This is a genomic window from Streptomyces sp. NPDC093261 (assembly GCF_044753645.1).
Taxonomy (GTDB): Bacteria; Actinomycetota; Actinomycetes; order Streptomycetales; family Streptomycetaceae; genus Streptomyces.
On sequence record NZ_JBIVNO010000001.1, the window covers coordinates 157,409 to 184,057 of the forward strand.

The 26,649-nt window shown below is 71.3% G+C and carries 21 protein-coding genes and 1 pseudogene; 9 read left to right on the forward strand and 13 right to left on the reverse strand.

The genetic code is table 11. The features are described from left to right. Positions 1 to 15 precede the first annotated feature (15 nt). Entirely contained in the window at positions 16 to 2,298 is a 2,283-nt protein-coding gene (locus ACIP94_RS00780; RefSeq protein ID WP_402417753.1) for an ABC transporter permease, read from the forward strand. Positions 2,299 to 2,377: 79 nt separating this feature from the next. Here ACIP94_RS00780 and pgi read toward each other — a convergent pair whose 3' ends face one another. The 11 genes and pseudogenes from pgi to uvrC form a co-directional block, all read right to left on the reverse strand. Beyond that, positions 2,378 to 4,030 (reverse strand): glucose-6-phosphate isomerase, encoded by a 1,653-nt coding sequence (pgi, locus tag ACIP94_RS00785; RefSeq protein ID WP_402417754.1) that lies wholly within the window; start codon positions 4,028 to 4,030, stop codon positions 2,378 to 2,380. Between the two features lie 363 nt (positions 4,031 to 4,393). Further along, positions 4,394 to 4,681, reverse strand: a complete 288-nt coding sequence (locus tag ACIP94_RS00790; protein ID WP_210719133.1) for an RNA polymerase-binding protein RbpA — start codon at positions 4,679 to 4,681, stop codon at positions 4,394 to 4,396. A 271-nt stretch (positions 4,682 to 4,952) separates the two neighbouring features. Then, positions 4,953 to 5,189, reverse strand: coding sequence for a preprotein translocase subunit SecG (gene secG / locus ACIP94_RS00795; protein ID WP_355903554.1), 237 nt, complete (start codon positions 5,187 to 5,189; stop codon positions 4,953 to 4,955). Positions 5,190 to 5,320: 131 nt separating this feature from the next. Next, entirely contained in the window at positions 5,321 to 6,097 is a 777-nt protein-coding gene (gene tpiA, locus ACIP94_RS00800; RefSeq protein ID WP_402417757.1) for a triose-phosphate isomerase, read from the reverse strand. Positions 6,098 to 6,100: 3 nt separating this feature from the next. Then, a complete protein-coding gene (locus tag ACIP94_RS00805; protein ID WP_402417758.1) occupies positions 6,101 to 7,312 on the reverse strand; it encodes a phosphoglycerate kinase in 1,212 nt (403 codons plus the stop codon). 166 nt (positions 7,313 to 7,478) lie between these two features. After that, positions 7,479 to 8,486: a type I glyceraldehyde-3-phosphate dehydrogenase gene (gene gap, locus ACIP94_RS00810; RefSeq protein ID WP_402417760.1), complete on the reverse strand. Its 1,008-nt coding sequence runs from the start codon at positions 8,484 to 8,486 to the stop codon at positions 7,479 to 7,481. 577 nt (positions 8,487 to 9,063) lie between these two features. Beyond that, positions 9,064 to 9,376 (reverse strand): annotated as a pseudogene (locus ACIP94_RS00815) (M14 family zinc carboxypeptidase); the annotation flags it as partial. 151 nt (positions 9,377 to 9,527) lie between these two features. Then, on the reverse strand, positions 9,528 to 10,517 hold the full coding sequence (whiA, locus tag ACIP94_RS00820) for a DNA-binding protein WhiA (protein ID WP_402417762.1): 990 nt from the start codon (positions 10,515 to 10,517) through the stop codon (positions 9,528 to 9,530). Further along, positions 10,508 to 11,551 carry a uridine diphosphate-N-acetylglucosamine-binding protein YvcK gene (gene yvcK, locus ACIP94_RS00825; RefSeq protein WP_402417764.1) on the reverse strand — a complete coding sequence of 348 codons (1,044 nt, stop codon included), beginning with the start codon at positions 11,549 to 11,551 and terminating at the stop codon, positions 10,508 to 10,510. Before yvcK ends, whiA begins: the two co-directional genes overlap by 10 nt. Next, complete coding sequence (gene rapZ, locus ACIP94_RS00830) at positions 11,548 to 12,558, reverse strand: RNase adapter RapZ (RefSeq protein WP_402417765.1); 1,011 nt, start codon at positions 12,556 to 12,558, stop codon at positions 11,548 to 11,550. The genes yvcK and rapZ overlap by 4 nt, the downstream gene beginning before the upstream one ends. Further along, on the reverse strand, positions 12,555 to 14,591 hold the full coding sequence (gene uvrC, locus ACIP94_RS00835; RefSeq protein ID WP_402417767.1) for an excinuclease ABC subunit UvrC: 2,037 nt from the start codon (positions 14,589 to 14,591) through the stop codon (positions 12,555 to 12,557). The genes rapZ and uvrC overlap by 4 nt, the downstream gene beginning before the upstream one ends. A gap of 474 nt (positions 14,592 to 15,065) precedes the next feature. On the opposite strand from uvrC, the gene ACIP94_RS00840 reads away from it, so the two are divergent. Beyond that, entirely contained in the window at positions 15,066 to 16,022 is a 957-nt protein-coding gene (locus ACIP94_RS00840; protein ID WP_402417769.1) for a hypothetical protein, read from the forward strand. Between the two features lie 202 nt (positions 16,023 to 16,224). Here ACIP94_RS00840 and ACIP94_RS00845 read toward each other — a convergent pair whose 3' ends face one another. After that, positions 16,225 to 16,653, reverse strand: coding sequence for a Rieske 2Fe-2S domain-containing protein (locus ACIP94_RS00845; protein WP_402417771.1), 429 nt, complete (start codon positions 16,651 to 16,653; stop codon positions 16,225 to 16,227). A gap of 195 nt (positions 16,654 to 16,848) precedes the next feature. On the opposite strand from ACIP94_RS00845, the gene ACIP94_RS00850 reads away from it, so the two are divergent. Both ACIP94_RS00850 and ACIP94_RS00855 read left to right on the forward strand, forming a co-directional pair. After that, complete coding sequence (locus ACIP94_RS00850; RefSeq protein ID WP_402420275.1) at positions 16,849 to 18,024, forward strand: LacI family DNA-binding transcriptional regulator; 1,176 nt, start codon at positions 16,849 to 16,851, stop codon at positions 18,022 to 18,024. Next, positions 18,021 to 18,932 carry a carbohydrate kinase gene (locus ACIP94_RS00855; protein WP_402417773.1) on the forward strand — a complete coding sequence of 304 codons (912 nt, stop codon included), beginning with the start codon at positions 18,021 to 18,023 and terminating at the stop codon, positions 18,930 to 18,932. Before ACIP94_RS00850 ends, ACIP94_RS00855 begins: the two co-directional genes overlap by 4 nt. Before the next feature lie 63 nt (positions 18,933 to 18,995). On the opposite strand, the gene uvrA is transcribed toward ACIP94_RS00855, so the two are convergent. After that, positions 18,996 to 22,061: an excinuclease ABC subunit UvrA gene (gene uvrA, locus ACIP94_RS00860; protein ID WP_402417775.1), complete on the reverse strand. Its 3,066-nt coding sequence runs from the start codon at positions 22,059 to 22,061 to the stop codon at positions 18,996 to 18,998. Positions 22,062 to 22,284: 223 nt separating this feature from the next. On the opposite strand from uvrA, the gene ACIP94_RS00865 reads away from it, so the two are divergent. The 5 genes from ACIP94_RS00865 (at position 22,285) to ACIP94_RS00885 (ending at position 26,593) form a co-directional block, all read left to right on the forward strand. Further along, entirely contained in the window at positions 22,285 to 22,971 is a 687-nt protein-coding gene (locus ACIP94_RS00865) for a maleylpyruvate isomerase family mycothiol-dependent enzyme (RefSeq protein ID WP_402417777.1), read from the forward strand. Between the two features lie 43 nt (positions 22,972 to 23,014). Continuing rightward, positions 23,015 to 23,671: an MBL fold metallo-hydrolase gene (locus tag ACIP94_RS00870; protein ID WP_402417779.1), complete on the forward strand. Its 657-nt coding sequence runs from the start codon at positions 23,015 to 23,017 to the stop codon at positions 23,669 to 23,671. Between the two features lie 308 nt (positions 23,672 to 23,979). Beyond that, positions 23,980 to 24,864: an ABC transporter substrate-binding protein gene (locus ACIP94_RS00875; RefSeq protein WP_402417781.1), complete on the forward strand. Its 885-nt coding sequence runs from the start codon at positions 23,980 to 23,982 to the stop codon at positions 24,862 to 24,864. Further along, positions 24,861 to 25,799 carry an amino acid ABC transporter permease gene (locus ACIP94_RS00880; RefSeq protein WP_402417782.1) on the forward strand — a complete coding sequence of 313 codons (939 nt, stop codon included), beginning with the start codon at positions 24,861 to 24,863 and terminating at the stop codon, positions 25,797 to 25,799. Before ACIP94_RS00875 ends, ACIP94_RS00880 begins: the two co-directional genes overlap by 4 nt. Positions 25,800 to 25,864: 65 nt before the next feature. Continuing rightward, positions 25,865 to 26,593: an amino acid ABC transporter ATP-binding protein gene (locus ACIP94_RS00885; RefSeq protein WP_402420278.1), complete on the forward strand. Its 729-nt coding sequence runs from the start codon at positions 25,865 to 25,867 to the stop codon at positions 26,591 to 26,593. The last annotated feature ends 56 nt before the right edge of the window (positions 26,594 to 26,649 follow it).

A 26,649-nucleotide genomic window follows, 5' to 3' on the forward strand; every position in this document is an offset into this window, starting at 1 on the left:
AGAGGGGCTGACGCCGTGCGGGCCACCCTGCGCTGGGCGCACTCCGATCTGCGGTCGCACCGTGGCGAGGCGCTGTTCATGGTGCTCGTCTCCGCCGGCATCGTCGCCTCGCTGCTCCTCGCCACCGCCCTGTTCGGGTATGCGACCAACCCCTGGCAGCGCGTCTTCACCCAGGCTCACGGCGCCCATGTGTGGATCCACTCCGGCCGCTCGTCCGACGCCTCGAAGCTGGCCCGGCTGGACGGTGTCGAGTCCGTCGCCGGCCCCTACCCCACCGAGTCCGTGACCGTGGCCTCCCGCGGCACCCGGGCCTCGGTGGAACTGCGCGGCACGCTCCGGCCGCCGTCGGTCGGCCGGCCGCTGCTCACCGCGGGCCACTGGCTGGATCCGGCGGACCCCAGCGGGGTGGTGCTGGAGAGCCGGCTCGCCCGGGCGCTGCTGGCCGAGCCCGGTGACACCCTGAACGTGCCCGGAACGGCCCGGGCACTGACCGTCGTGGGCATCGCCGACAGCGCCGAGCCCCGCTACAGCCCGGGTGAGCAGCCGGGGCTCGTCTGGGCGCTGCCGTCCGCCGTGCGCTCCCCCGACGGCCAGGTCACCGGGCTGCGCCTGAGCGAGCCCGAGGACACGGACTACGCCGTCCAGCGCGCCGTCACCGTGCTGGGTGCCGGTGCGATCAGCGAGGTCTCCACCTGGCAGCAGGCGCGGGCCGAGGCGCAGGGCGAGAACCGGCTGCTGGGCCAGGTCCTCGGTCTGTTCGGGCTGGGCGCGCTGGTCGCCGCCGGATGCGCGGTGCACGGGGCGATCGGCACCCGGATCCGGGGGCATCTGAGGGACATATCGGTCCTGAAGGCGATCGGCTTCACCCCTGGCCAGGTCGTCCGCGTCTTCCTGCTCCAGCATGTGGCGTACGCCCTGCTGGGAGCGGTGGCCGCGGCCGTGCTCACGCAGGGGCTGGGCGGCCGGATCCCGGGGCGGCTCGGGGACGCGGTCGGGGTGTGGCAGGGGCTGCCGGGGCACACCGTGGCGCTGCTTGTCGTGCCCGTGGCCGCGGTGCTGTTCATCGCCGCCACCACCGGGCTCGCGGCCTGGCGGGCGGGGCGGGTGCCTCCGGTGCCGGTGCCACGGCCCGCGGCTCCGGCCGGCGGGCGGCTGACGGGCCTGGCGCGCACGGCGCTCGGCCTGCGGCTGCCGCCCGCGCTGGTCCTGGGCTGGCACCAGGCGTTCACGCGCCGTGCCCGGTCGCTGGCGACGGTCGTCCGGCTGGCGCTGCCGTTGCTGCTGATCGTGGTGGCCATGAGTGCGTGGACCACCATCGACCGCTTCCAGTCAAGGCCCGCGGACATCGGCCTCGCCGCCGCCCTCACCGTGCGCCCCGACCCCGGCCTCGGCGACGCGGCCGCCCGCTCCCTGCTGGCGGGCAATCCCCGGGTCACCGCCGCCTACCCCGGTGTGGAGGTGGCGGCCCTGGTGCCGGGCCAGACCGCGACGATCGCCCTGCGCGGCCTCGGCACCCGCCGGGATCCCTACCCCTACGCCCTGGCCGAGGGCCGCGCCGCGCGCGGCCCCGACGAGGCCGTGGCCGGCCAGGGCCTGCTCGATCTGCTGGATGTGCGCGTCGGCGACTGGGTGCGGATGACGGTGGGCGACCAGCCGCAGATCCTGCACATCGTGGGCCGCAGCATCGAGCCGGAGAACGCCGGACGGGTCATCTCCACCTCGCTCGACACCCTGCGCGAGAACGACCCGGGGCTGCGCCCCACCCTCTACCAGCTCCGGCTGCGTCCCGGCGCCGACCCGCACGCGGTCGCCGACGAGCTGTCCCGGGCCGCGCACGGACATCTGGACGTGCATCCGGTAACGAATCCCGCGGACGGCCTCTCGCCGATGCGCGGGGTCGTCGTCGGCCTGATCGCCGTGCTCGCGCTGATCGGGATCGTCGAGCTGCTGACCGCGATCGGCGGCACGGTCCGGGAGGGCGAGCGGGACCTGCTGGCGCTCAAGGCGATCGGGCTGTCCCCGCGGCAGATCACCGGGATCACGGTCACGGCCATGGTCTGCACCGCCCTGGCCGCGGTCTGCGTCGGCACGGCGCTCGGCCTTCCCCTCGCCCACTGGCTGATCGACGCCCAGGGCCGGTCCAGCGGTATCGGCGCCGGGCTCGCCCGGGGGCCGTCCCCACTCCTTCTGGTCCCGTTCGGGGCGGTCGCCGTGCTCGGTGCCGGCGCCCTCGCCGCCCTGCCCGCGTCGCGCGCCGCACGCCGACGGCTCGCGGACACCTTGAGCGCGGTGACCTGAGCGGGGAAGGCGGGCGCACCACCCGGGAGCACGCGGGAGGCGGACGGCGGCGCTCCGCCCGCCTCCCGGTTCGCGCGTGCTAACGGCCGCGCAGCTCCCGGTACTTGGCGACCAGGGTCTTGGTTGACTCGTCCAGGCCCGGGACCTGAGCGCCCTCGGTCAGCGCGGGCTCCACGCGCTTGGCGAGGACCTTGCCGAGTTCGACGCCCCACTGGTCGAAGGAGTCGATGTTCCAGATCGCGCCCTGGACGAACACCTTGTGCTCGTAGAGCGCGACGAGCTGCCCGAGCACCGACGGGGTGAGCTGTCCGCCGAGGATCGTGGTGGTGGGGTGGTTGCCCTTGAACGTCTTGTGCGGCACCAGCTCCTCCGGGACCCCCTCGGCGCGCACCTCGTCCGGAGTCTTGCCGAAGGCCAGCGCCTGCGTCTGGGCGAAGAAGTTGGCCATCAGCAGGTCGTGCTGGGCCGCGAGGTCGCCGCTCAGCTCGTCGACGGGCCGGGCGAAGCCGACGAAGTCCGCCGGGATCAGCTTGGTGCCCTGGTGGAGGAGCTGGTAGTAGGCGTGCTGGCCGTTGGTGCCCGGCGTGCCCCACACGACCGGACCGGTCTGCCAGTCGACCTCCTTGCCGTCCCGGTCCACGGACTTGCCGTTGGACTCCATGTCCAGCTGCTGGAGGTAGGCGGTGAACCTGGACAGATAGTGCGCGTACGGCAGCACCGCGTGCGACTGGGCGTCGTGGAAGTTGTTGTACCAGATGCCCAGCAGGCCGAGCAGCAGCGGGACGTTCGACTCGGCGGGGGCGGTGCGGAAGTGCTCGTCGACGGTGTGGAAGCCGTCGAGCATCTCCCGGAAGCGGTCCGGGCCGATGGCGATCATCAGGGACAGGCCGATCGCCGAGTCGTAGGAGTAGCGACCGCCGACCCAGTCCCAGAACTCGAACATGTTGGCCGTGTCGATGCCGAACTCCTCGACCTTCGCGGCGTTCGTCGACAGGGCCACGAAGTGGCTGGCGACGGCCTCCTGACCTGCCTTCAGCTCGTCCAGCAGCCAGGCGCGCGCCGAGGTGGCGTTGGTGATCGTCTCGATCGTGGTGAACGTCTTCGAGGCGATGATGAACAGCGTCTCGGCGGCGTCCAGGTCCCGGACGGCCTCGTGCAGGTCGGCGCCGTCGACGTTGGAGACGAAGCGGACCGTCAGATCGCGTGCGGTGTAGGCGCGCAGGGCCTCGTACGCCATCGCCGGGCCAAGGTCGGAGCCCCCGATGCCGATGTTGACGACGTTTTTGATGCGCTTGCCGGTGTGGCCGGTCCACTCGCCCGAGCGGACCCGGTCGGAGAAGGCGCTCATCTTGTCCAGCACCGCGTGGACCTCGGGGACGACGTTCTTCCCGTCGACCTCGATGACGGCGTCCCTCGGGGCACGCAGCGCCGTGTGCAGAACCGCGCGGTTCTCGGTGGTGTTGATCTTCTCGCCGCGGAACATGGCGTCCCTGAGCCCGAACACGTCCCGAGCGGCGGCCAGCTCGCGCAGCAGCCGGAGTGTCTCGTCGGTGACCAGGTGCTTGGAGTAGTCGACGTACAGATCGCCGACCTCGAGGGTGTACCCGCTGCCGCGCCCGGGGTCCGCCGCGAACAGGTCGCGCAGCCGCACCTCGCCGAGTTCCTCGCGGTGCTTGGCCAGAGCGGTCCACTCGGGCGTCTGATTGAGCCTGGTACGGCTGTCTGCGTTCATCTCGGACTTCAGCCTTCTTCCTTGCCTGTGCTGCTGCGTGTGCCTCACCCCGCTGCCGGTTCCAACCTAATTGATCAGGGGGCGCGGTGAGCCGGTGTCGCGCCGTCGTCCGGCACAACAACAGGTACGTCCGGCTTGCGCCGGGGTATCGGCGCGGTGACGAGCGGAACGAGGAAGGCGGCGGCGAGCGGGGCGAGCCCGGCGGTGCGGCACCGGACCACGGCCGCGGACGGGCTGCGGACGGCGTGCGCGCAGGGGCGTACGCCGGAGGGCACGAGGGACCCGCGTGGTGGAGGCGCCCCGCCGCCGGTGGGGAAAGCAGTTCCGGCCGGGCACCGCACGGTGCCCGGCCGGACTGGGTTTCTAGATCTCGCCCCGCAGTTTGGCGAGCGCCTCGGCGAGGATCGCCTCGCCGTCCGCGTCGCTGCGCCGCTCCCGCACATAGGCGAGGTGCGTCTTGTAGGGCTCGGTACGCGGCGGAGCCGGCGGGTTGTCCCGGTCCTGTCCGGCCGGAAAGCCGCAGCGCGGGCAGTCCCAGGTGTCGGGAACCTGCGCGTCGCTGGCGAAGCTCGGCTGGGTCTCGTGCCCGTTGGAGCACCAGAAGGAGACGCGCAGACGCGGCGCGGACTCGCCGCGCTCGGCCTCGCCCATCGGCCCCGCCCCGACCCGGCTTCCTCGGATCGCGTTGCCACTTGCCACGTCGTAACTCCCTGCGTGATGGTGCCGCGAAGCGAGTCGGCGTTTCGCTTCGCTGCGAGCGCCTCAGTCTACGTAAGGCCCAACGCGCGTCCAGTGATGGGAGTTACCCCCGCCCCCAGACGCAAGCCCCATGATAGGCCGCGCCCGAAGGCGCGTACCCGGCATGGGGCGTTACGTGCTTCCTGCGCGGTCTGCCGGTATCGGCCCGCGCCGGCTCTTGCTGTTAGCTCTTGACCTTCATCAGGATGCCGAGCACCACGATGCACGCCAACCAGAGCAGACCGACCACGATGGTGATCCGGTCGAGGTTGCGCTCGGCGACCGAGGAGCCGCCGACGGAGGACTGCATGCCGCCACCGAACATGTCGGAGAGGCCGCCGCCCTTCCCCTTGTGCATCAGCACCAGCAGCATCAGCAGCAGGCTGAAGATGATCAGGGCGATCGAGAACCCCAAAACCACGGCTGGACCAACTTCCTCGGACTCGGATGGACGACGGGGGCACGGTGGATGACCACCATGCCCCCGCAAGGGTACGACGGATCGCCCCTAGGACACACTCACGACCGTTCGGCTCGCCCGCGGGGCGCCGGTCACTGGTCGCGGAAGCGGACGATCTTGACGAACTCGTCGGCGTCCAGCGAGGCGCCACCGACCAGGGCGCCGTCGATGTCCGGCTTTGCCATGATTTCGGCCACATTGCCCGACTTCACAGAGCCGCCGTACTGGATGCGGACCTTGTCGGCCACATCCTGCGTGTACAGCTCGGCGATCTTGCCGCGGATCGCCGCGCAGACCTCCTGCGCGTCGTCAGCGCCGCAGACCTTGCCGGTACCGATGGCCCAGACGGGCTCGTAGGCGATCACGATGGACTCGACCTGCTCGGCCGGGAGGTCCTTCAGACCGCCCTCGACCTGCGCGAGCGTGTGCCCGACATGGTCGCCCGCCTCGCGGATCTCCAGCTCCTCGCCGACGCACAGGATCGGGGTCAGCCCGTGCCTGAACGCCGCCTTGGCCTTGGCGTTCACCAGTTCGTCGCTCTCGTGGTGGTACTGCCGGCGCTCGGAGTGGCCGATCACCGCGTAGGTGCACTTCAGCTTGGCCAGCATCGAGCCCGAGATCTCGCCGGTGTAGGCGCCGGAGTCGTGCGCCGAGACGTCCTGGGCACCGTACTTGATCTTGAGCTTGTCGCCGTCGACCAGCGTCTGCACGGAGCGCAGATCGGTGAAGGGCGGCAGGACGGCGACCTCGACGGCCTCGTAGTCCTTGTCGGACAGGGCGAAGGCGAGCTTCTGGACGTGCGCGATGGCCTCGAGGTGGTTGAGGTTCATCTTCCAGTTGCCCGCCATCAGCGGCGTGCGCGTGCTCAAGGGTCAGTCCTCCAGTGCGGCGAGGCCGGGGAGCGTCTTGCCCTCGAGGTATTCGAGGGAGGCGCCGCCGCCGGTCGAGATGTGGCCGAATGCGGACTCGTCGAAGCCCAGGATGCGGACGGCGGCGGCGGAGTCGCCGCCCCCGACCACGGTGAAGCCCTGGGAGTCGACGAGGGCCTGGGCGACCGCCTTGGTGCCCTCGGCGTAGTCGGGGTGCTCGAAGACGCCCATGGGGCCGTTCCAGAAGACGGTGGCGGCGTCGGCGAGCTTGGATGCGTACAGCTTGCGGGTCTCCGGACCGATGTCCAGGCCCTCCTGGTCCGCCGGGATCGCGTCCGCGGCGACGACGGTGGGGTTGGTCGGGGCCTTGGTCTTCAGGTCCGGGAACTCCGGCGAGACCAGCACGTCGACGGGGAGGAGCAGCTCGACGCCGCGCTTCTCCGCGCGCTCGATGTACTCGGTGACGGCCGGGACCTGGTCCTCCTGGAGGAGGGAGATGCCCACCTCGTAGCCCTTGGCCTTGAGGAAGGTGTACGCCATGCCGCCGCCGATGAGCAGCCGGTCGGCCTTGCCGAGCAGCTGGTCGATCACGGCCAGCTTGTCGGAGACCTTGGCACCGCCCAGGACGACGACGTACGGGCGCTTGACGTCCTCGGTGAGCTTCTTCAGGACATTGACCTCGGTGGCGATGAGGTAGCCGGCGTAGTGCGGCAGGCGGGCCGGGAGGTCGTAGACGGAGGCGTGCTTGCGGTGTACCGCGCCGAAGCCGTCACCCACGTACACATCGGCGAGGGCGGCGAGCCGGTCGGCGAACTCGCCGCGCTCGGTGTCGTCCTTGGCGGTCTCGCCGGGGTTGAAGCGCAGGTTCTCGATGACCGCGACCTGGCCCGGCTGGAGGCCGTCCACCGCGTCATGGGCGGCGGGGCCCACCGTGTCCTGGGCGAACGCCACGGGCGCGCCGAGCAGTTCGGCGAGGCGCTCGGCGGCGGGCAGCAGGGAGAACGCCGGGTCCGGGGCGCCCTTGGGGCGGCCCAGGTGCGAGGCCACGACCACCTTGGCGCCCGCCTCGGCGAGTGCCTTGACGGTGGGCAGGACGGCGCGGATACGGCCGTCGTCGGTGATGAGGCCGTCGGCCAGCGGGACGTTCAGGTCGGCGCGGACGAAGACCCGCTTGCCGTCCACGCCTTCGGCGAGAAGTTCGTCGATCGTCTTCATAGGGGACTCCTGGAGAGGGCTCTTGATCGTACGAGGGCTGATCGCACTGCACACAAGGGGCCCCGCCGCCATGCGCGGAGCCGCTCGCTGTACGTGAGTCAGGGCCCGGGCGGCGCGCGTGCGCTGCCCGAGCCCTGTTCTCACATCGAGATGCCTGCTTCGGCGATCAGAGCTGGTTGCCGACGAAGACCGTCAGGTCGACGAGGCGGTTGGAGTAGCCCCACTCGTTGTCGTACCAGCCGATGACCTTCACGTTCTTGCCGTCCTGGACCATGGTCAGGGAGGAGTCGAAGGTGCAGGACGCCGGGGCGTTGACGATGTCGGAGGAGACGATCGGGTCCTCCGTGTACTCGAGCAGGCCCTTGAGCTCGCCCTCCGCGGCCTTCTGGAAGGCGGCGTTGACCTCTTCCTTGGTGACCTCGCGGGAGAGCTCGACGACCAGGTCGGTGACCGAGCCGGTCGGCACCGGGACGCGCATGGCGATGCCGTCCAGCTTGCCCTTGAGCTGCGGCAGGACCAGGGCGGTGGCCTTGGCGGCACCGGTGGTCGTCGGGATGATGTTCTCGGCGGCGGCACGGGCGCGGCGCAGGTCCTTGTGCGGGAAGTCCAGGATGCGCTGGTCGTTCGTGTACGCGTGCACCGTGGTCATCAGACCCTTGACGATGCCGAAGTTCTCGTCGAGGACCTTCGCCATCGGCGCCACACAGTTGGTGGTGCAGGAGGCGTTGGAGATGACGTGGTGGTTCGCCGAGTCGTAGACGTCCTGGTTGACGCCCATCACGATGGTGACGTCCTCGTTCTTGGCCGGAGCCGAGATGATGACCTTCTTGGCGCCACCGGCGATGTGCTTCTCGGCGTCTTCCTTCTTGGTGAAGATGCCGGTCGACTCGATGACGATGTCGACGCCCAGCTCACCCCAGGGGATGTCGGCCGGGTTGCGCTCGGACAGGACCTTGATGGTCTTGCCGCCGACCGTGATGGTGTCCTCGGTGTGGGACACCTCCTCCTTCAGGCGGCCGAGGATGGTGTCGTACTTCAGCAGGTGAGCGGTGGTCGCGGTGTCACCCAGGTCGTTGACAGCCACGATCTCGATGTCTGCACCCTGCTCCAGCAGCGCGCGGAAGTAGTTACGACCGATGCGGCCGAAGCCGTTGATGCCTACGCGGATCGTCACGAACCGATCTCCTCGTTGGTACGCCGGCTTTCGACGCCGGCGAGCTTTATTTGGGATGTCCCCGACCGCCTACGACCCTACCTCCCTGAGGCCTCCGGAGTGACATCGAGATGGCTCATACACGGCAGTGTGGTCCGTACCCGCCAGTAGGGGTACGGACCGCCCCGCCCCGAAGGCCCTCTCACCCCTTCAGGCGATACGGAACCAACTGCCGTTGACTACAGGACGTCAGCCGCCGAGCGCGGCGAGTGCCTTGCCGATCAGCGCGGTCAGGTCGGCCGCCGAGGCGAGGTGTTCCAGGCCGAAGCCGAGAGGCACCGTGCGCTCCGTGGTGACCGCTCCATACGTCCGGAACGGCGCCCCGGCGCGCCCAGTCCTTGAGGACGGCGGGGCTGCCCGGGGGCGGGCCGGGCACGCTCCAGGCGCCGGGGGACGTCTCGGAAGCCCTCCGTCTCCGCTGCGGTGCCGCCGCCGACGAGCGAGACGTCGTCGGCGAGGACGCCTCGGCCGCCGCTCGGGTCGGTGATGCAGGCCGGCGAGACCTCGACCGCCTTCCCGGCGCAGGCGCTCGGATCGAAGTGAACCCGATGCGCTTCTCGAAGGCGTCCAGGGCTCGGGGCTCGGGCTCCGACTCGGGGCTCGGGCTCCGACTCGGGGCTCGGCCCGCGGTGGGTCTGGCTGGTGGGGTTCGGCGACGAACCCTCGTCGTCGCGGGCCCACTTGTAGGCGAAGTTGCGGTTGAGGTCGGCGCCGTCGCCGACGCCGATGACGCCGTCGCCCTTCGCGTCCCGCAGGTTCTTGCGCCACAGGCGCGTGCCCGGGTCCTTGAAGGTGTAGTCGTAGCCATCGGGGTTGGCCGAGAGCACGAACCACAGTTCCGTGGAGTGGACGTGGACCCCCTGGCGGTGGCTCGCCCCAGCGGCGAGCAGGTGCAAAGCTCATGACAATCCATGATCGAGTCAAGAGCGCCCCAAGGACACACAAACACCGGTGCCGACGTCCCAAGCGGGCGTCGGCAGCGGTGTGTTGGGGGCTTGGCCGTCAGCCCGCCAGGTTGTCCGCCATCTCCTCGCTGAGGTTGGACTCCGTCCCCGGGATGCCCAGGTCCGCGGCGCGCTTGTCGGCCATCGCCAGCAGCCGGCGGATACGCCCCGCGACCGCGTCCTTGGTCAACGGCGGGTCGGCGAGGGCGCCCAGCTCCTCCAGGGAGGCCTGCTTGTGCTCCATACGCAGGCGCCCCGCGGCCGCGAGGTGCTCCGGAACCTCCTCGCCGAGGATCTCCAGGGCACGGGCGACCCGCGCGCCGGCGGCCACGGCGGCACGGGCCGAACGGCGCAGGTTCGCGTCGTCGAAGTTGGCGAGGCGGTTCGCCGTGGCCCTGACCTCGCGGCGCATCCGCCGCTCCTCCCAGGCGAGCACCGACTCGTGCGCGCCGAGCCGGGTCAGCAGCGCGCCGATCGCGTCACCGTCCCGGACGACGACGCGGTCCACGCCCCGCACCTCCCGGGCTTTGGCGGCGATCGACAGGCGGCGGGCGGCGCCGACCAGGGCGAGCGCGGCCTCCGGACCGGGGCAGGTCACCTCGAGGGACGACGAGCGGCCGGGCTCCGTCAGCGAGCCGTGCGCCAGGAACGCGCCACGCCAGGCCGCCTCGGCGTCACAGGTGGCCCCCGAGACCACCTGTGGGGGCAGACCGCGGATCGGCCGCCCGCGGCCGTCCACCAGGCCGGTCTGCCGGGCGAGCTGGTCGCCGCCCGCCACCACGCGCACCACATAGCGGGAGCCGCGGCGCAGACCGCCGGGAGCCATCACGATCAGTTCGGAGCTGTGGCCGAAGATCTCCAGGATGTCCCGTTTGAGACGCCTGGCCGCCATCGCCGTGTCCAGCTCCGCCTCGATCACGATGCGTCCGCTGACGAGGTGCAGCCCGCCCGCGAACCGCAGGATCGCCGAGACCTCCGCCTTTCTGCAGCAGGTCCGGGTGACGGGAAGACGGGAGATCTCGTCCTTCACCGCTGCCGTCATCGCCATGGGCCGATCCTTCCATGCATCCGAAAAATACGGTCGTACGCGGCGGCCAGCAGCTCCGGGTCGTGCCGCGGGGTTCCGTCGGTACGGGCCACCGGCGCCAGCTCGACCGCAGCCCCGAACCGCTTGGCGGCCTCGGTCAACGAGGCGCGGTCGGGCACGGCGGCCTGGTCGGCCAGCACCACGTCCAGGGCGAGTTTAGGGGCGTGTCGTCCCAAAACCTCCAAATGACGCTGCGGGGAGAACCCTTCGGTCTCCCCCGGCTGCGGCGCGAGGTTCAGGGAGAGCACCCGGCGTGCCTTGGTCTCCATGAGGGCGTCCAGGAGCTCCGGCACGAGCAGGTGCGGGATCACGGAGGAGAACCAGGAGCCGGGCCCGAGCACCACCCAGTCGGCGTCCAGCACCGCGGCGACGGCTTCCGGGACGGCCGGCGGGTCGGGCGGCACGAGGTGCACCGACTGCACCTCCCCCCGGGTGAGGGCGACGGTCGCCTGCCCCCGTACGGTGCCGACCTCGTCCGGGTGCTCCGGGTCGTGGCCCTTGACCAGGGCCTCGAGTTCCAGGGGGACGGCGGACATGGGCAGGACACGGCCGTGGGCGCCCAGAAGCCTGCCGACCAGGTCCAGAGCCTGGACGTGGTCGCCGAGCTGCTCCCACAGGGCGACGATCAGCAGATTGCCCACCGCGTGGTCGTGCAGATCGCCCCGGGAATGGAAGCGGTGCTGGATGACACGGGCCCAGGTCTGGCCCCAGTCGTCGTCGCCGCACAGCGCGGCCAGCGCCTTGCGCAGGTCGCCGGGCGGAAGCACGCCCAGCTCGTCGCGCAGACGACCGCTGGAGCCGCCGTCGTCGGCGACGGTGACGACGGCGGTGAGGTCGCCGGTGATCCGGCGCAGAGCGGCGAGCGAGGCGGACAGGCCCATGCCTCCGCCGAGGGCGACCACCTTGGGCTGGGTGCCGCGGCGGCGCGCCCGGCCGCCGCGACCCTCGGGCACCACTCGGCGCAGCCTGCTCAGCCGCAGAGCACGTCCGGTCACTCGCGCCCCATGTCCCGGTGCACGACCACGGTCTCCACTCCCTCGGAGGCCAGGCGGGCGGCGAGCTTCTCGGACATGGCGACGGAACGGTGCTTGCCGCCCGTGCAGCCGATGGCGATGGTCACATAGCGCTTGCCCTCACGGCGGTATCCGGCCGCGATGAGCCGGAGCAGCTCGGCGTACCGGTCGAGGAACTCCTTGGCGCCGGGCTGGTTGAAGACATACGCGGCGACCTCCTCGTTGAGGCCGGTGTAGGGGCGCAGCTCCGGGACCCAGTGCGGGTTGGGCAGGAAGCGCATGTCCGCGACCAGGTCGGCGTCGACCGGCAGGCCGTACTTGAACCCGAAGGACATGACGGTGGCCCGCAGCTCGGGCTCCTCCTCGCCGGCGAACTGGGCGTCCATCTTGGCGCGCAGCTCGTGCACGTTCAGGCTGGAGGTGTCGATCACCAGGTCGGCGTCGCCGCGCAGCTCGCGCAGCAGCTCGCGCTCGGCGGCGATCCCGTCGACGATCCGGCCGTCGCCCTGCAGCGGGTGCGGTCTGCGGACCGACTCGAAGCGGCGGACCAGGGCCTCGTCGGAGGACTCCAGGAAGACGATCCGCCGGGTGACGTGCTTCGCCTCCAGGTCGGCCAGGGACTCGCGGAGGTTGTCGAAGAAGCGCCGGCCGCGCACGTCCACGACGACCGCGATCCGGGCGACGTTGCCCTGGGAGCGGGCGCCCAGTTCCACCATGGTGGGGATCAGGGCGGGCGGCAGGTTGTCGACGACGAACCAGCCGAGGTCCTCCAGACACTTGGCGGCCGTCGAACGGCCGGCACCGGACATGCCGGAGATGATCACCAGCTCGGGGATGCCCGCGTCCGCGGCCCCGGCTGTTTCGCTGCCCGTACTCACCTGTGCTCCGTTTTCCTGGACCGTCGCCTGCGTCCGGTCCTCGCCCGACTCGCTCCGGGCGGCCTGGCCCTGGGCTGAGCGTTCTTCTGCGCGCTGGTCGTGCTCGGTCATGTCTCCTGCCCCCGTCGCTCGTCCGGGGCGCCCGTGGACACGGGCGCCCCGGGGGAACCCGGCATCGGCCCGGATTCTTCCTCTTCCATGATCTCTCCAGTCGCCGTGTTCACGGCGGGTGCGGCCGGGGCCGCCTGGGCGAGGGCCACGGCGATCGTCTCGGCCGTCTTGCGGCCGATCCCGGGGACCTCCTGAATCTGGTCGATTGTCGCGGACCGCAGTTTCTTCACCGAGCCGAAATGCTTCACGAGCGCCTGCTTGCGGGTCTCGCCGAGTCCCGGCACCTCGTCCAGGGGGCTCGACCTGACACGTTTGGCCCGCTTGCTGCGCTGATAGGTGATCGCGAAGCGGTGGGCCTCGTCCCGGACGCGCTGGAGCAGATACAGGCCCTCGCTGGTACGGGGCAGGACCACCGGGTCGTCCTCTTCCGGCAGCCAGACCTCCTCCAGGCGCTTGGCGAGACCGCACACGGCGATGTCGTCGATGCCCAGCTCGTCCAGGGCCCGCCGGGCGGCGGCGACCTGCGGCTGCCCGCCGTCGACCACCACGAGCTGCGGCGGGTAGGCGAACCGCCTGGGCCGCCCGTCGTCCTCGGTCAGGGCGACCTCCCCGTCCGCCCACTCGCCCGTCTTCTCCTTCTCGGCGAGGTAGCGCCTGAAGCGGCGGGTGATCACCTCGTGCAGGGAACGGACGTCGTCCTGGCCCTCGAAGCCCTTGATCTGGAAGCGGCGGTACTCGCTCTTGCGCTGCAGTCCGTCCTCGAAGACGACCATGGAGGCCACCACGTCCTCACCCTGGAGGTGCGAGACGTCGTAGCACTCGATGCGCAGCGGGGCGCTGTCAAGGTCCAGGGCCTCCGCGATCTCCTCCAGGGCGCGGGAGCGGGTGGTCAGGTCGGAGGCGCGCTTGGTCTTGTGCAGGGCGAGCGCCTGCTGGGCGTTGCGCTGCACGGTCTCCATGAGCGCCTTCTTGTCGCCGCGCTGGGGGATGCGCAGCGAGACGTTGGACCCGCGGCGGCCGGTGAGCCAGTCCTGGACCGGCTCTATGGGGTCGGGCAGCGCGGGGACGAGGACCTCCTTGGGCACGGAGTCGCCCGTCTCCTCGCCGTAGAGCTGCTGGAGGGCGTGCTCGACGAGGGCACCGGTGGTGACGTCCTCCACCTTGTCGGTGACCCAGCCGCGCTGGCCGCGCACGCGCCCGCCGCGCACATGGAAGATCTGCACGGCCGCCTCCAGCTCGTCCTCGGCGACCGCGATGAGATCGGCGTCGGTCGCGTCGGTGAGCACGACCGCGTTCTTCTCCATGGCCTTCCTCAGGGCCTCGATGTCGTCGCGCAGACGGGCGGCCCGCTCGTACTCCATGTCCTCGGCGGCCTCCACCATCCGCCTCTCCAGACGGCGGAGGTACGCGCCCGTGCGGCCGGCCATGAAGTCGCAGAACTCCTCGGCCAGTTCGGTGTGCTCCTCGGGCGAGACCCGGCCGACGCAGGGCGCGGAGCACTTGCCGATGTAGCCGAGCAGGCAGGGGCGGCCGGTGCGGGCGGCGTTCCTGAAGACGCCCGCCGAGCAGGTGCGCACGGGGAAGACGCGCAGCAGCAGGTCCACGGTGTCGCGGATCGCCCACGCGTGGGAGTACGGCCCGAAGTAGCGCACGCCCTTGCGCTTCTGGCCGCGCATCACCTGCACACGCGGGAACTCCTCGTTCATCGTCACCGCGAGGTAGGGGTAGCTCTTGTCGTCGCGGTACTTGACGTTGAACCGGGGGTCGAACTCCTTGATCCAGGTGTACTCCAGCTGCAGGGCCTCGACCTCGGTGGACACCACGGTCCACTCCACGGACGCGGCCGTGGTGACCATGGTGCGGGTGCGCGGGTGGAGGCCCGCCAGGTCCTGGAAGTAGTTCGCCAGGCGCTGGCGCAGGCTTTTCGCCTTTCCGACGTAGATCACCCGGCGGTGCTCGTCCCGGAACCTGTAGACCCCGGGGGAGTCCGGGATCTCACCCGGCTTGGGTCGGTAGCTGGAGGGGTCGGCCATGTCTCACACCCTACTGGCGGGGGCCGACAGCGCGGCGCCCCTGTGGACAACCCCCGGCGGGATCCCGCCCCCGGCCTCGCGAGGTCGCCGGAAGCCCGGGCCTGCGCCCCGCCCGCCCCGTCCCGCCCCTTCCGGGACAGCGCGTCGGCGCGGACCCGCCATCCGGCCGGATCGCGATGGCCGGTGGTGTCGGCCACCCGCGCGGAAAGCGCGTGGCGGCCCTTTTCGGCACCTCCGCACAGCAGCCGGTGACCGCCCCACAGCAGCGGGTACAGCCTTCGGCCACAGGCCGGCCACTGTCGGAACTCAGGTGTTGTCGGGGCTTGGTCAACACGCTTCAATGCGGGAAAACTTCGGGCCGCCGCCGGAGAGGTTCGCTTGTGAACGGGCCTCACACGCCTCCGGCGCGGCCCGGTACGGCCCTGCGCGGGGTCCGACCAGCCGCCGCGCACCTTCACAGAAAGGCCCCACGGTATGCGGCACGGCACACAGCACGCGGACGTCGCTCCGGTCATCCCGGCGGAGTTGGAGGCAGCCCTGCGGGGCGGCCCCTTCCATGTCGCGCTGCGCGCCGCGATCGCCGCCCGCGGGCTGCCGCTGCAGCGCGTGCAGCACCATCTGTCGCGGTACGGGGTCAGGGTCGGGGTGACGAGCCTGAGCTACTGGCAGCAAGGGGCGCGCCGCCCGCAGCGGCCCGAGTCCCTGCGCGCCGTGCGGGCCCTGGAGGAGATCCTCCAGCTGCCCGACGAGTCGCTCATCCGGCTGCTCGCCGAGACCGCCGAGCCGGCCGGCTCCGAGCGTCCGGCGGGCCGGTCGTACCGCTCCCTGGTGGAGGCCTCGGACGTGCTGGAGCGGCTCCTCGCCGAGCTGGAGTCGCCGCTCGACAGCGGACTGCACACCATCGGCCACCAGGACCATGTCCGTATCGGGGCGCGCCGCGAACTGCTGGCCCGGGAGTCCCACCACATCGTGCGCGCCCACAAGGACGGTGTGGACCGCTATCTCGCCGTCCACCACGGCGACCCGGGGTGCACCCCCGAGCGGATCGCGGTGCACGCGCTGGAGAACTGCCGCACCGGCCGGGTGCGCTGGCATCGCGACACCGGCCTTCTCGTCGCGGAACTGCTCTTCGGCACCCGGCTGCATGCCGGCGATACGTTTCTCTTCCGCTACGCCTTCGAGGACGGCACCGCCGGCGCGTCCTGCGAGTACGTCCGCGGGTTTCGCCTGGCGGGCGGCCAGTACGCGCTCCAGGTGCGCTTCGACGAGGAGGCGCTGCCTGTGCGCTGCCACCGGTTCTCCCAGCACACCCCCGCCGCCCCCCGCAGCGACCTTCAGGAGCTGCGGCTGAGCGGGAGCCACCGCTCGGTGCACCTGGTGGAGCCGAGGGTGCGGACGGGGCTCCTGGGGATCGGATGGGACTGGGAGTGAGCCGGGCGCGCCGAGCCGCCGGCCCCCACCTGACGCGCTGAGCCGCCGGCCCACCGGGCTCGCCGAGTCCTGAGTCCGCTGGGACACTGGGCGGTCAGGCCGCCACTTCGCCGGGACGCTGGACGGGCGGTCAGGCCGCCACTTCGCCGGGACGCTGGACGGGCGGTCAGGCCGCCACTTCGCCGGGACGCTGGACGGGCGGTCAGGCCGCCGGGCCCGCCATGATCTTGCCGTTCTTCACCTCGACGGACAGCTCGTGCAGCGGCTCGGTGGCCGGGGCCTGCACCACCTTGCCCGTGACGGCGTCGAACCGGCTTCCGTGGCAGGGGCACACCAGCGTCGTACCCGCCAGCTTGTTGATGGGGCATCCCGCGTGCGTGCAGATGGTGCTGTACGCCTTCAGGGAGCCGTCCGCGGCGCGGCTCACCACGACGTTCTCGTCCCGGAACAGCTTCGCGCCCCCCGCGGGGACCTCACCCTCGGCTCCGAGCGCGACCGGGGCGGTGGGGGTGGCCGGTGCCGCGCCGGTGTCGCCGCCGGGCGAACAGGCCGCGAGTCCGAGCCCGGCGACCGGGGTGAGCGCCGCCCCGCGCAGGACGGTACGACGGCTCGCGGAGGGACGGGTGGACATGAGATCTCCACTGGTCGGGGGGCGGTGTACGCCGGATGGGCGATACGCCGACGATACCGGTGGCGGCCATTCCGCCCGCGACCGGGGCGAGGGGCGCTCGGCCTCGGGAGCGTACGTAAACGCTCGCGTAAGCGTTTACGTCGGCCGTCGAATGGGATACGTTCCCGCCCTGACGGCCCGAGAAGGGGGATGCGTTTGGCAACGATGGCCGATGTCGCACGGAACGCGGGTGTGTCCGTCGCGACCGTCTCCCATGTGCTGAACGGCACCCGCCCGGTGCTGCCCCACACCCGCCGGGCCGTGCTGGACGCCATCGACGAGCTGGGCTACACCCCGAACACGCTCGCCCGTTCCCTGGTCACCTCGCGCACCCGGTCCATCGGGCTCGCGGTGTCGGCCATCAGCAACCCGTACTTCACGGAGATCCTCCAGGGTGTCGAGGCCCGCGCCCGGGAGCACGGCTACGGCCTGCTCATCGCCGATCCGCACGACGACCCGGAGCACGAGCGTGAGGTCGTCCGGCTCCTGCACGAGCGCCGTGTCGACGGCGTGATCGTCGCGCCCTCCGCCCACCCGCGCGGTCTCCTCGCCCTGCTCGCGCGACACCGGGTCCCGACCGTGTTCCTCGACCGGCTGGTCTCCCCCGCCCCCGCCACGCCCCACGAGCACACCCCGGCCACCTCCGCGCGGCACGAGGACACCCCCGCGCGGGACGTGCACACCACGGGCAGCCCCGCGCGGCACGCACACACCAGGAACTCCACTGCCCGCGACGAGCCCGCCCGCTCCCCCTTCCACTTCGACCAGGTCTGCGCCGAGAGCGCCGCCCCCATGGCCCACCTGGTCACCCATCTCGCCGTGCTCGGCCACCGGCGGATCGGACTGGTCGCGGGTCTGCCCGGGCTCAGCACCACGACCGAGCGGATCAGCGGGTACCGGCACGGACTCGCGGCCGCCGGGCTCCCCCACGATGAGCGGCTGGTGGCACACGGCGACTCCGCGGCGGAGGGCGCCCAGCGCGCCACCGCCGCCCTGCTGTCGCTCGCCACACCGCCCACGGCACTGGTCACCGCCAACAACGCCATGACCATCGGAGCGCTGCGGGCCCTGCGCGATCACGGACTGTCCGTACCCGACGACCTGGCGCTCGTCTGCTTCGACGACTTCGCCTGGGCTGACCTGTTCTCGCCCCGGCTCACCGCGATCGCCCAGCCCGGCAAGGAGATCGGCGCGGAGGCCGTGCGGCTGCTCCTGGAGCGCCTCGACGCGCCGGACCGTCCCTCCCGCACCGTGCGGCTCCCCTGCACCTTCGTCCACCGCACCTCGTGCGGCTGCCCCGACACCCATTCCGAGAAGGGAAGCGTCTTGTGATCGTCGTCGCCGGTGAGGCCCTGATCGACCTGGTCCCGCAGGATGCGGGCGCCCTCGCACCACTGCGGCCGGCGCTCGGCGGCGGGCCCTACAACACCGCCGTGGCCCTCGGCCGGCTCGGCTCCCCGACGGCCTTCTGCTCGCGTCTGTCCTCCGACTCCTTCGGCGAGGCCCTGCTCGACGGGCTGCGCGCGGCAGGTGTGGACGTGTCGGCGGTGCGGCGCGGCCCGGAGCCCACCACCCTGGCCGTCGCCACGATCGACGACCACGGCTCGGCCGCGTACTCCTTCTACGTCGAAGGCACCGCCGACCGGCTGTTCACGGCACCGGAGCGCCTTCCGCAGGGCACGCGGGCGCTCTCGTTCGGCACCTGCTCCCTGGTTCTGGAACCGGGAGCGAGCGCCTACGAGGAGCTGATGCGCCGGGCCGCCGCCCAGGGCGTCTTCACCGCCCTCGACCCGAACATCCGCGCGGGGCTGATCCCTGACCCCGACGCCTACCGGGCCCGCTTCAAGAGCTGGCTGCCATCGGTGTCCCTGCTCAAGCTCTCCGCCGAGGACGCCCGGTGGCTGGGCGGCACCCCGCAGGAATGGCTGGCCTCCGGACCCTCCGCGGTGGTGATCACGCACGGGGGCGACGGGCTGACGGTCTTCACCCGCGACGGGGCGGAGCTTTCCGTGCCGGGGATACCGGTCGAGGTCGTGGACACCATCGGGGCCGGTGACACGGTGAACGCGGCGCTGCTGCACGGCCTGGCCGCCCGCGACGCCCTCTCCCCGTCGGCTGCGACCGCTCTGGACGCGGACGACTGGCGCGAACTGCTGCGCTTCGCGGCCCGCGCCGCGGCGATCACGTGCTCGCGGGCCGGTGCGGAACCGCCGTACGCCTGGGAGCTGACTGCCCCGTAGCCCGCACCGAGCGGCGCCCCGCGGGGAGTTCCGCGGGGCGCCGGCTGTCGTGTCGTAGGGGGCTCAGGCCTTGCGTGCCCGCGTGGTCTTCTTCGCGGGTGCCGCCTTCTTCGTGGCGCCGGCAGCCTTCTTGGCCTCCGTGTTGTTGACGGCCTTCACGGTCTTGGCCGGCACGGCCTTCTTCGCCGTCCGGGCCGTCGCCGTCTTCCTGGCCGTCGACGTGGCCGCGACCGTCTTGGCCGCCGTCGCCCTGCGCGGTGCCTTGACCGAGGTCGCGTCGCTGACGCGCTCCGCGCCGAGGATCTCGCGCAGGAACTTGCCGGTGTGGCTGGCCGGCACCCCCGCGACCTCCTCGGGCGTGCCCTCGGCGACCACCAGGCCGCCGCCCGCGCCGCCCTCGGGGCCCATGTCGACGACCCAGTCGGCGGTCTTGATGACGTCGAGGTTGTGCTCGATGACGATGACCGTGTTGCCCTTGTCGACCAGGCCGCCGAGCACCGTGAGCAGCTTGCTGATGTCCTCGAAGTGCAGACCGGTGGTCGGCTCGTCCAGGACGTAGACCGTGCGTCCGGTGGACCGCTTCTGCAGCTCGCTGGCGAGCTTCACACGCTGGGCCTCACCGCCGGACAGGGTGGTCGCGGACTGGCCGAGGCGGACGTATCCGAGGCCGACGTCGTGCAGCGTCTTCAGATGGCGGGAGATCGCCGGCACCGCCTCGAAGAAGTGCATGGCCTCCTCGATCGGCATGTTCAGGACGTCGGCGATGGACTTGCCCTTGTAGTGGACCTCCAGGGTCTCCCGGTTGTAGCGGGCGCCGTGGCAGACCTCGCACGGGACGTAGACGTCCGGGAGGAAGTTCATCTCGATCTTGATGGTGCCGTCGCCCGCGCAGTTCTCGCAGCGGCCGCCCTTGACGTTGAAGGAGAAGCGGCCCGGCTGGTAGCCGCGGACCTTCGCCTCGGTGGTCTCGGCGAACAGCTTGCGGACGTGGTCGAAGACACCGGTGTACGTCGCCGGGTTCGACCGCGGGGTGCGGCCGATGGGCGACTGGTCGACATGCACGACCTTGTCGACGAGATCGTCGCCGTCCACGCGCGTGTGCCGCCCGGGGACGTTCCTCGCGCCGTTCAGCTCACGGGCGAGATGGGTGTAGAGGATGTCGTTGACCAGGGTCGACTTTCCGGAGCCGGACACGCCGGTGACGGCCGTGAACACGCCCAGCGGGAAGGAGACGTCGATGTCCCGGAGGTTGTTCTCCCGGGCGCCGTGCACCGTGAGCTGCCGGGACGGGTCGCGCGGGCGCCGGATGTCGGGCAGCGGGATCGACTTCTTGCCCGAGAGGTACTGTCCGGTCTGCGACTCGTCGTTGGCGAGCAGCTCCTTCAGGGAGCCGCTGTGCACGACCTTGCCGCCGTGCTCGCCCGCGCCGGGACCGATGTCGACGACCCAGTCGGCGACCTTGATGGTGTCCTCGTCGTGCTCCACGACGATGAGCGTGTTGCCCATGTCACGGAGGCGGACCAGGGTCTCGATCAGCCGGTGGTTGTCACGCTGGTGCAGGCCGATGGACGGCTCGTCCAGGACATACAGGACGCCGACGAGTCCGGAGCCGATCTGGGTGGCCAGGCGGATGCGCTGGGCCTCGCCGCCGGACAGCGTGCCGGCCGCGCGGTTCAGCGACAGATAGTCCAGGCCCACGTCGACCAGGAACCGCAGCCTCTCGTTGACTTCCTTCAGGACCCGCTCGGCGATCTTCTTGTCCCGGGCGTCGAGCTTGAGCTCGCCCAGGAAGTCCGCGCAGTCGCTGATCGACATCGCGGAGATCTCGGCGATCGTCTTGTCCATGATCGTGACCGCGAGGACGACCGGCTTGAGCCGGGTGCCCTGACAGGTGGGACAGGGCACCTCGCGCATATAGCCCTCGAAGCGCTCCCGGCTCGCGTCGCTCTCGGCCTCGCTGTGGCGGCGCTTCACAAAGGGGACGGCGCCTTCGAAGGGCGTCGTGTACACCCGCTCGCGGCCGTACCGGTTGCGGTAGCGGACCTCGATCTGCGTCTTGTGGCCGTAGAGCAGGGCCTTCTTGGCCCGCTGCGGCAGCCCCGCGAAGGGGATGTCGGTCCGGAAGCCGAGGGCGTCCGCGAGAGCGCCGACAAGGCGGCCGAAGTAGTCCTTGGTGTGCCCGTGCGACCAGGGGTGGATGGCGCCCTCGTCGAGGGTCTTCTCCTCGTCCGGGACGATCAGCTCGGGGTCGACCTCCATACGCGTGCCGATGCCGGTGCACTCGGGGCAGGCGCCGAAGGGCGAGTTGAAGGAGAAGGAGCGGGGCTCCAGCTCCTCGAAGGACAGGTCGTCGTACGGGCAGTACAGGTGCTCCGAGTACATGCGCTCGCGCTCGGGGTCGTCCTCGGGGAGGTCGACGAAGTCGAGCACGACCATGCCGCCGGACAGGCCGAGCGCGGTCTCCACGGAGTCGGTGAGACGGCGCTTGGCGGACTCCTTGACCGTGAGGCGGTCGACGACCACCTCGATGGTGTGCTTCTCCTGCTTCTTCAGCGTGGGCGGGTTGGTGAGCTGGATCGTCTCGCCGTCCACCCGCGCACGGCTGTAGCCCTTGGTCTGGAGGTCGGCGAAGAGGTCGACGAACTCTCCCTTGCGCTCGCGTACCAGCGGCGACAGCACCTGGAAGCGGCTGCCCTCCGGCAGCTCCAGGACCCTGTCGACGATGGCCTGCGGCGACTGCCGGGAGATCGGGCGGCCGCACTCGGGGCAGTGCGGCTTGCCGATGCGTGCGAAGAGCAGTCGCAGGTAGTCGTAGACCTCGGTGATCGTGCCGACCGTCGAGCGCGGGTTGCGCGAGGTCGACTTCTGGTCGATCGAGACCGCCGGCGAGAGGCCCTCGATGAAGTCGACGTCCGGCTTGTCCATCTGGCCGAGGAACTGCCGGGCGTACGAGGACAGCGACTCCACGTAGCGCCGCTGACCCTCGGCGAAGATCGTGTCGAAGGCCAGCGAGGACTTGCCCGACCCCGACAGGCCCGTGAAGACGATGAGCGAGTCGCGCGGCAGGTCGAGCGAGACATTCTTCAGGTTGTGCTCGCGCGCGCCACGGACGATGAGACGGTCGGCCACGCCGGTCCGCACCTTTCTTGAGAGAAGCGACAGGGGCGGGGCCCCCGTGCTTTCTCAGACTAGGGGGAGCCACTGACAACGCCGGTCGGATTCCTGGGTTCATAACAATCCCCGGCCATCCAGCATGCCCGACGCCGCACTCGACCATATAGCACGCGCATTCGATTTGCGTCCGAAGCCCGACTGCTTCACTCGAAGGAGTGGCCGGGCTAGGGTCGGCCCCATGATTGATCACGCGCACGACCTGGCGTCTGTACGTGACGCGACCGAACGACTTCTCACCGCTGTCGCCAAACTGGACAACGCGGCGGTCGCCGAGCCGTCACGGCTGCCCGGCTGGAGCCGGGGTCACGTCCTCGCCCATCTCTCCCGCAACGCCGACGCACTCGTGAACGTCCTGGAGGGGCGTCCGATGTATGTCTCCGCCGAGGCACGGGACGCCGACATCGAGCGGGACGCCCCGCGCCCCCTGGATCCCCAGCTTGCCGACCTGCGCACGAGCGCGGACCGGTTCCAGCGGGCCGGGGACGCGCCGGCGGACTGGTCACGCACGGTGGAGCTGCGCAACGGCGTCACCGACACGGCGGCCCGGGTGCCGTTCCGGCGGTGGGGCGAGGTCGAGCTGCACCACGTCGACCTCGGGATCGGGTACGAGCTGGAGGACCTGCCGGCGGAGTTCATCGAGCGGGAGATCGTTTTCCTCACCGAACGGTTCACCGGGCTCGCGGAGGTGCCGTCCACCCGCGTCACGGACGGCACGCGCGCGTGGAGCACGGGCCGGGAGGCGGCCGAGCCCGAGATCACGGTCCAAGGGCCCGCGCCCGCGCTGCTCGGCTGGCTCGCGGGCCGCCAGGACGGCTCCGTGCTGCGCGCCGAGGGCGGGCCGCTGCCGACGCTCCCTACGCTGTAGGCAGACGCGCCCTTCGGCCGCGTCACCGCTATAGGCTGCCGCCATGACGTACAGCGGACAGGTGACGGTCGGCGGCCCGGCGGATGTGCACGAGCTGAAGGACCTGATGATCACCAAGATCGCGGTCGGCCCGATGGACAACAACGCCTATCTGCTGCGCTGCCGGGCTACGGACGAGCAACTGCTGATCGACGCGGCCAACGACGCGAGGACGCTCCTCGGCATGATCGGTCACGACGGCATCGCGTCCGTCGTCACCACGCACCGGCACGGGGACCACTGGCAGGCTCTCGCCGAGGTCGTGGCGGCCACCGGCGCGCGGACATACGCGGGCCGGGACGACGCCGAGGGCATCCCCGTGCCGACGGACGTGCCGGTCGACGACGGCGACACGATCCGGGTGGGGCGCGTGGAGCTGACCGCGCGCCACCTGGTGGGCCACACGCCGGGCTCGATCGCACTGGTCTACGACGACCCGCACGGGCACCCGCACGTGTTCACCGGAGACTGCCTCTTCCCGGGCGGCGTGGGCAACACGCACAAGGACCCGAAGGCCTTCGCCCGCCTGATCCACGACGTCGAGACGAAGATCTTCGACGTGCTTCCCGACGAGACCTGGGTCTACCCCGGGCACGGCAACGACACCACGCTGGGCGACGAGCGTCCGCACCTGCCGGAGTGGCACGCGCGAGGGTGGTGAGCACCGCCCTCGAACCGCGCCCGGCCGCAAAGGCCGGGCGCAGGCGCCCCGTGTGAACCGTTCGCACACGCCGGTCCCCCGCGCGCGCTCCCGGCGCCCGCGTCCGCGCGGTCAACTGGAGGCAGCCCCGCTCAGGATGACGGCTCCTGCGCGGCATGGGCCGCCGGTCCCTCGATTCCCGCCCTCGGCCGGCGGCCCCGGCGCGCCCACCGCCCCAGCGTTCACGGAGCTGCAACACCCGTTCCCACCATGCGGACAGTTGTCCGCATGACCTCGACAAACGGTGTGTGCGCTGTCACTCTCCCGCCATGCATCGTGTCCAACGCGCTCTGCGCCGCGCCGCGTCCGGCGCCACCGTCGCCCTGCTCGCCCTCGCCGTGGGATGCGCCCCGCAGCCGGAGGGCAACGCTTCCGCCAAGGCTTCCGGAGCGGCCGCGGGCACCTGTACGCAGGGAAAGTTGGCCACGAAGAACTCGGGAAAGCTGACCATCGCGACCGACGAGCCCGCGTACGAACCCTGGTTCAAGGCCGACAGACCGTCCAACGGCAAGGGCTTCGAGTCGGCGGTGGCCTACGCGGTGGCGGGGCGGCTCGGCTACGGCGAGAGCGCCGTGGTCTGGCAGACCGTCCCCTTCAACAAGGCCTTCGCGCCCGGCGAGAAGACCTTCGACTTCGACATCAACCAGGTCTCGATCAGCGCCGAGCGCAGGAAGGCCGTGGACTTCTCGTCCGGCTACTACGACGTCCGCCAGGCCGTCATCGCGCTGAAGGGGTCCAAGGCCGCGCGGGCGCAGAGCATCGCGGACCTGAGGGCTCTCAAGCTGGGTGCCCAGGTCGGCACCACCAGCCTCGGTTACATCACCGACGTGGTGAAGCCGACGCGACAGCCGGCCGCGTACGCCAAGAACGACCAGGCCAAGTCCGCCCTGAAGAACGGTCAGGTCGACGCCATCGTCACCGACCTGCCGACCGCCTTCTACATCACCGCGGCGGAGGTGACCGACGCGAGGATCGTCGGCCAGTTCGAGGACCAGGGCGGTACCCCGGAGCAGTTCGGGCTCGTCCTCGACAAGGGCAGCGCGCTCACCTCCTGCGTGACCTCCGCCGTGGACGCCCTGCGCAAGGACGGCACCCTGACGAGGCTCGAGAAGCAGTGGCTGTCCGACGCCGTCGACGCCCCGGTGCTCAAGTGACCGTCATCAAGGAGGAGTCCGCGGACGGATCCGGCGAGGACGCCGGGGCGGCGACCGGGGACGCGGCGGACGGGCCCGGCGGGGAGGACGCATACGTCCCCTCCGCCCGACGGATCGAGCGCGAGCGGCGCGGGCGCGCCCGCGCCCGCCGCGCCACCGCCGTCGCCGCGGTCTCATCCCTTGTCACCGGCGTCCTCCTCTATCTGATCGTCGCGAACGCGCCGGGCTGGCCGCGCACCAAGGAGACGTTCTTCAGCGCCCGTTACGCGCGCGAGGCACTCCCGAAGGTCCTCGACGGCCTGTGGCTCAACATCCGTCTGCTGCTGGTGTGCGGGGTCGCCGTCCTGGTCCTCGGCATGCTGATCGCCGTCGCCCGCACCCTGCGCGGGCCCGTGTTCTTCCCGCTGCGTGTGCTGGCCGCCGCGTACACGGACTTCTTCCGCGGACTGCCACTGATCATCAACCTCATGATCGTGGTTCTGGGCGTGCCCGCGCTGCGCCTTCAGGGTGTGACCGTCGACCCGGTGCTCCTCGGCGGCACGGCGCTCACCCTGACGTATTCCGCGTACGTCGCCGAGGTGTTCCGCGCCGGTATCGAGTCGGTCCATCCCTCGCAGCGTGCCGCCGCCCGCTCCCTCGGCCTCACCAACCGTCAGGCCCTGCGCCATGTCGTGCTCCCCCAGGCCGTACGGCGTCAGGTGCCGCCCCTGCTCAACGACCTGGTGTCGCTCCAGAAGGACACCGGGCTCGTCTCGATCGGCGGTGCGGTGGACGCGGTGCGGGCCGCGGACATCATCGTGGGCCGCAGCCTCAACTACACGCCGTACATCGTCGCGGGGCTGGTCTTCGTGGCGCTGACCATCCCCATGACCCGCTTCACGGACTGGGTGACCGCCCGGATGGACCGGCAGCGGGCGCAGGGAGGGAACCTGTGAGCGACGTCCTGCCCTCGAACGGCCCCGCCCAGGCCCCGGAGTCACCCGGCTCCCCGGTGCTGCGCATGGAGTCCGTCCGCAAGACCTTCGGCGGCTCCGTCGTCCTGCGGGACGTCGATCTGGAGGTCGCGCCGCACACGGTGACGGCGCTGATCGGCGCCTCCGGCTCCGGCAAGTCGACACTGCTGCGCTGTGCGAACCTCCTCGAGGACATCGACGACGGTGCCATCTGGCTGGACGGCGAGGAGATCACCGACCCGCGTGTCGACCAGAACGCCGTCCGCCGCCGGATCGGCGTGGTCTTCCAGGCCTACAACCTCTTCCCGCACCTGACCGTTCTGGAGAACATCACCCTCTCCCCGCGCCGGGTGCACGGCGTGGACCGTGCCACGGCCGAGGAGCACGCCCGAGGGCTGCTGGAGCGCCTCGGGCTCGGGGCCAGGGCGGGCGAGTACCCGGACCGGCTGAGCGGCGGCCAGCAGCAACGGGTGGCGATCGTGCGCGCGTTGGCCGTACGTCCCCGGCTGCTGCTCCTGGACGAGATCACCGCCGCCCTCGACCCGGAGCTCGTCGGCGAGGTCCTCGCCGTCGTCCGGGACCTCAAGGACGAGGGCATGACGATGGTGCTGGCCACCCACGAGATGGGCTTCGCCCGTGAGGTCGCGGACCAGGTCTGCTTCCTGGACGGCGGGGTGGTCCTGGAACGCGGCACGGCCGAGCAGGTCTTCGGCGATCCCCGGCAGGAGCGCACACGGCGTTTTCTGCGCCGGATCACGGAGGCGGGACGGCTCTGAGGGGCGGCTCTGAGGGGCGGGCGCCCCAAGGGCTCCAGGGCGGCCGGGCGTCGGGC

Coding starts and splice junctions, on each gene's coding strand:
- pgi (WP_402417754.1), bottom strand. CDS start 4,030: ATGAACGCAGACAGCCGTACCAGGCTCAATCAGACGCCCGAGTGGACC.
- ACIP94_RS00790 (WP_210719133.1), bottom strand. CDS start 4,681: ATGGGCGAGGCCGAGCGCGGCGAGTCCGCGCCGCGTCTGCGCGTCTCC.
- ACIP94_RS00805 (WP_402417758.1), bottom strand. CDS start 7,312: ATGAAGACGATCGACGAACTTCTCGCCGAAGGCGTGGACGGCAAGCGG.
- whiA (WP_402417762.1), bottom strand. CDS start 10,517: ATGGCGATGACGGCAGCGGTGAAGGACGAGATCTCCCGTCTTCCCGTC.
- rapZ (WP_402417765.1), bottom strand. CDS start 12,558: ATGACCGAGCACGACCAGCGCGCAGAAGAACGCTCAGCCCAGGGCCAG.
- uvrC (WP_402417767.1), bottom strand. CDS start 14,591: ATGGCCGACCCCTCCAGCTACCGACCCAAGCCGGGTGAGATCCCGGAC.
- ACIP94_RS00840 (WP_402417769.1), top strand. CDS start 15,066: ATGCGGCACGGCACACAGCACGCGGACGTCGCTCCGGTCATCCCGGCG.
- ACIP94_RS00845 (WP_402417771.1), bottom strand. CDS start 16,653: ATGTCCACCCGTCCCTCCGCGAGCCGTCGTACCGTCCTGCGCGGGGCG.
- ACIP94_RS00865 (WP_402417777.1), top strand. CDS start 22,285: ATGATTGATCACGCGCACGACCTGGCGTCTGTACGTGACGCGACCGAA.
- ACIP94_RS00870 (WP_402417779.1), top strand. CDS start 23,015: ATGACGTACAGCGGACAGGTGACGGTCGGCGGCCCGGCGGATGTGCAC.
- ACIP94_RS00875 (WP_402417781.1), top strand. CDS start 23,980: ATGCATCGTGTCCAACGCGCTCTGCGCCGCGCCGCGTCCGGCGCCACC.
- ACIP94_RS00885 (WP_402420278.1), top strand. CDS start 25,865: ATGGAGTCCGTCCGCAAGACCTTCGGCGGCTCCGTCGTCCTGCGGGAC.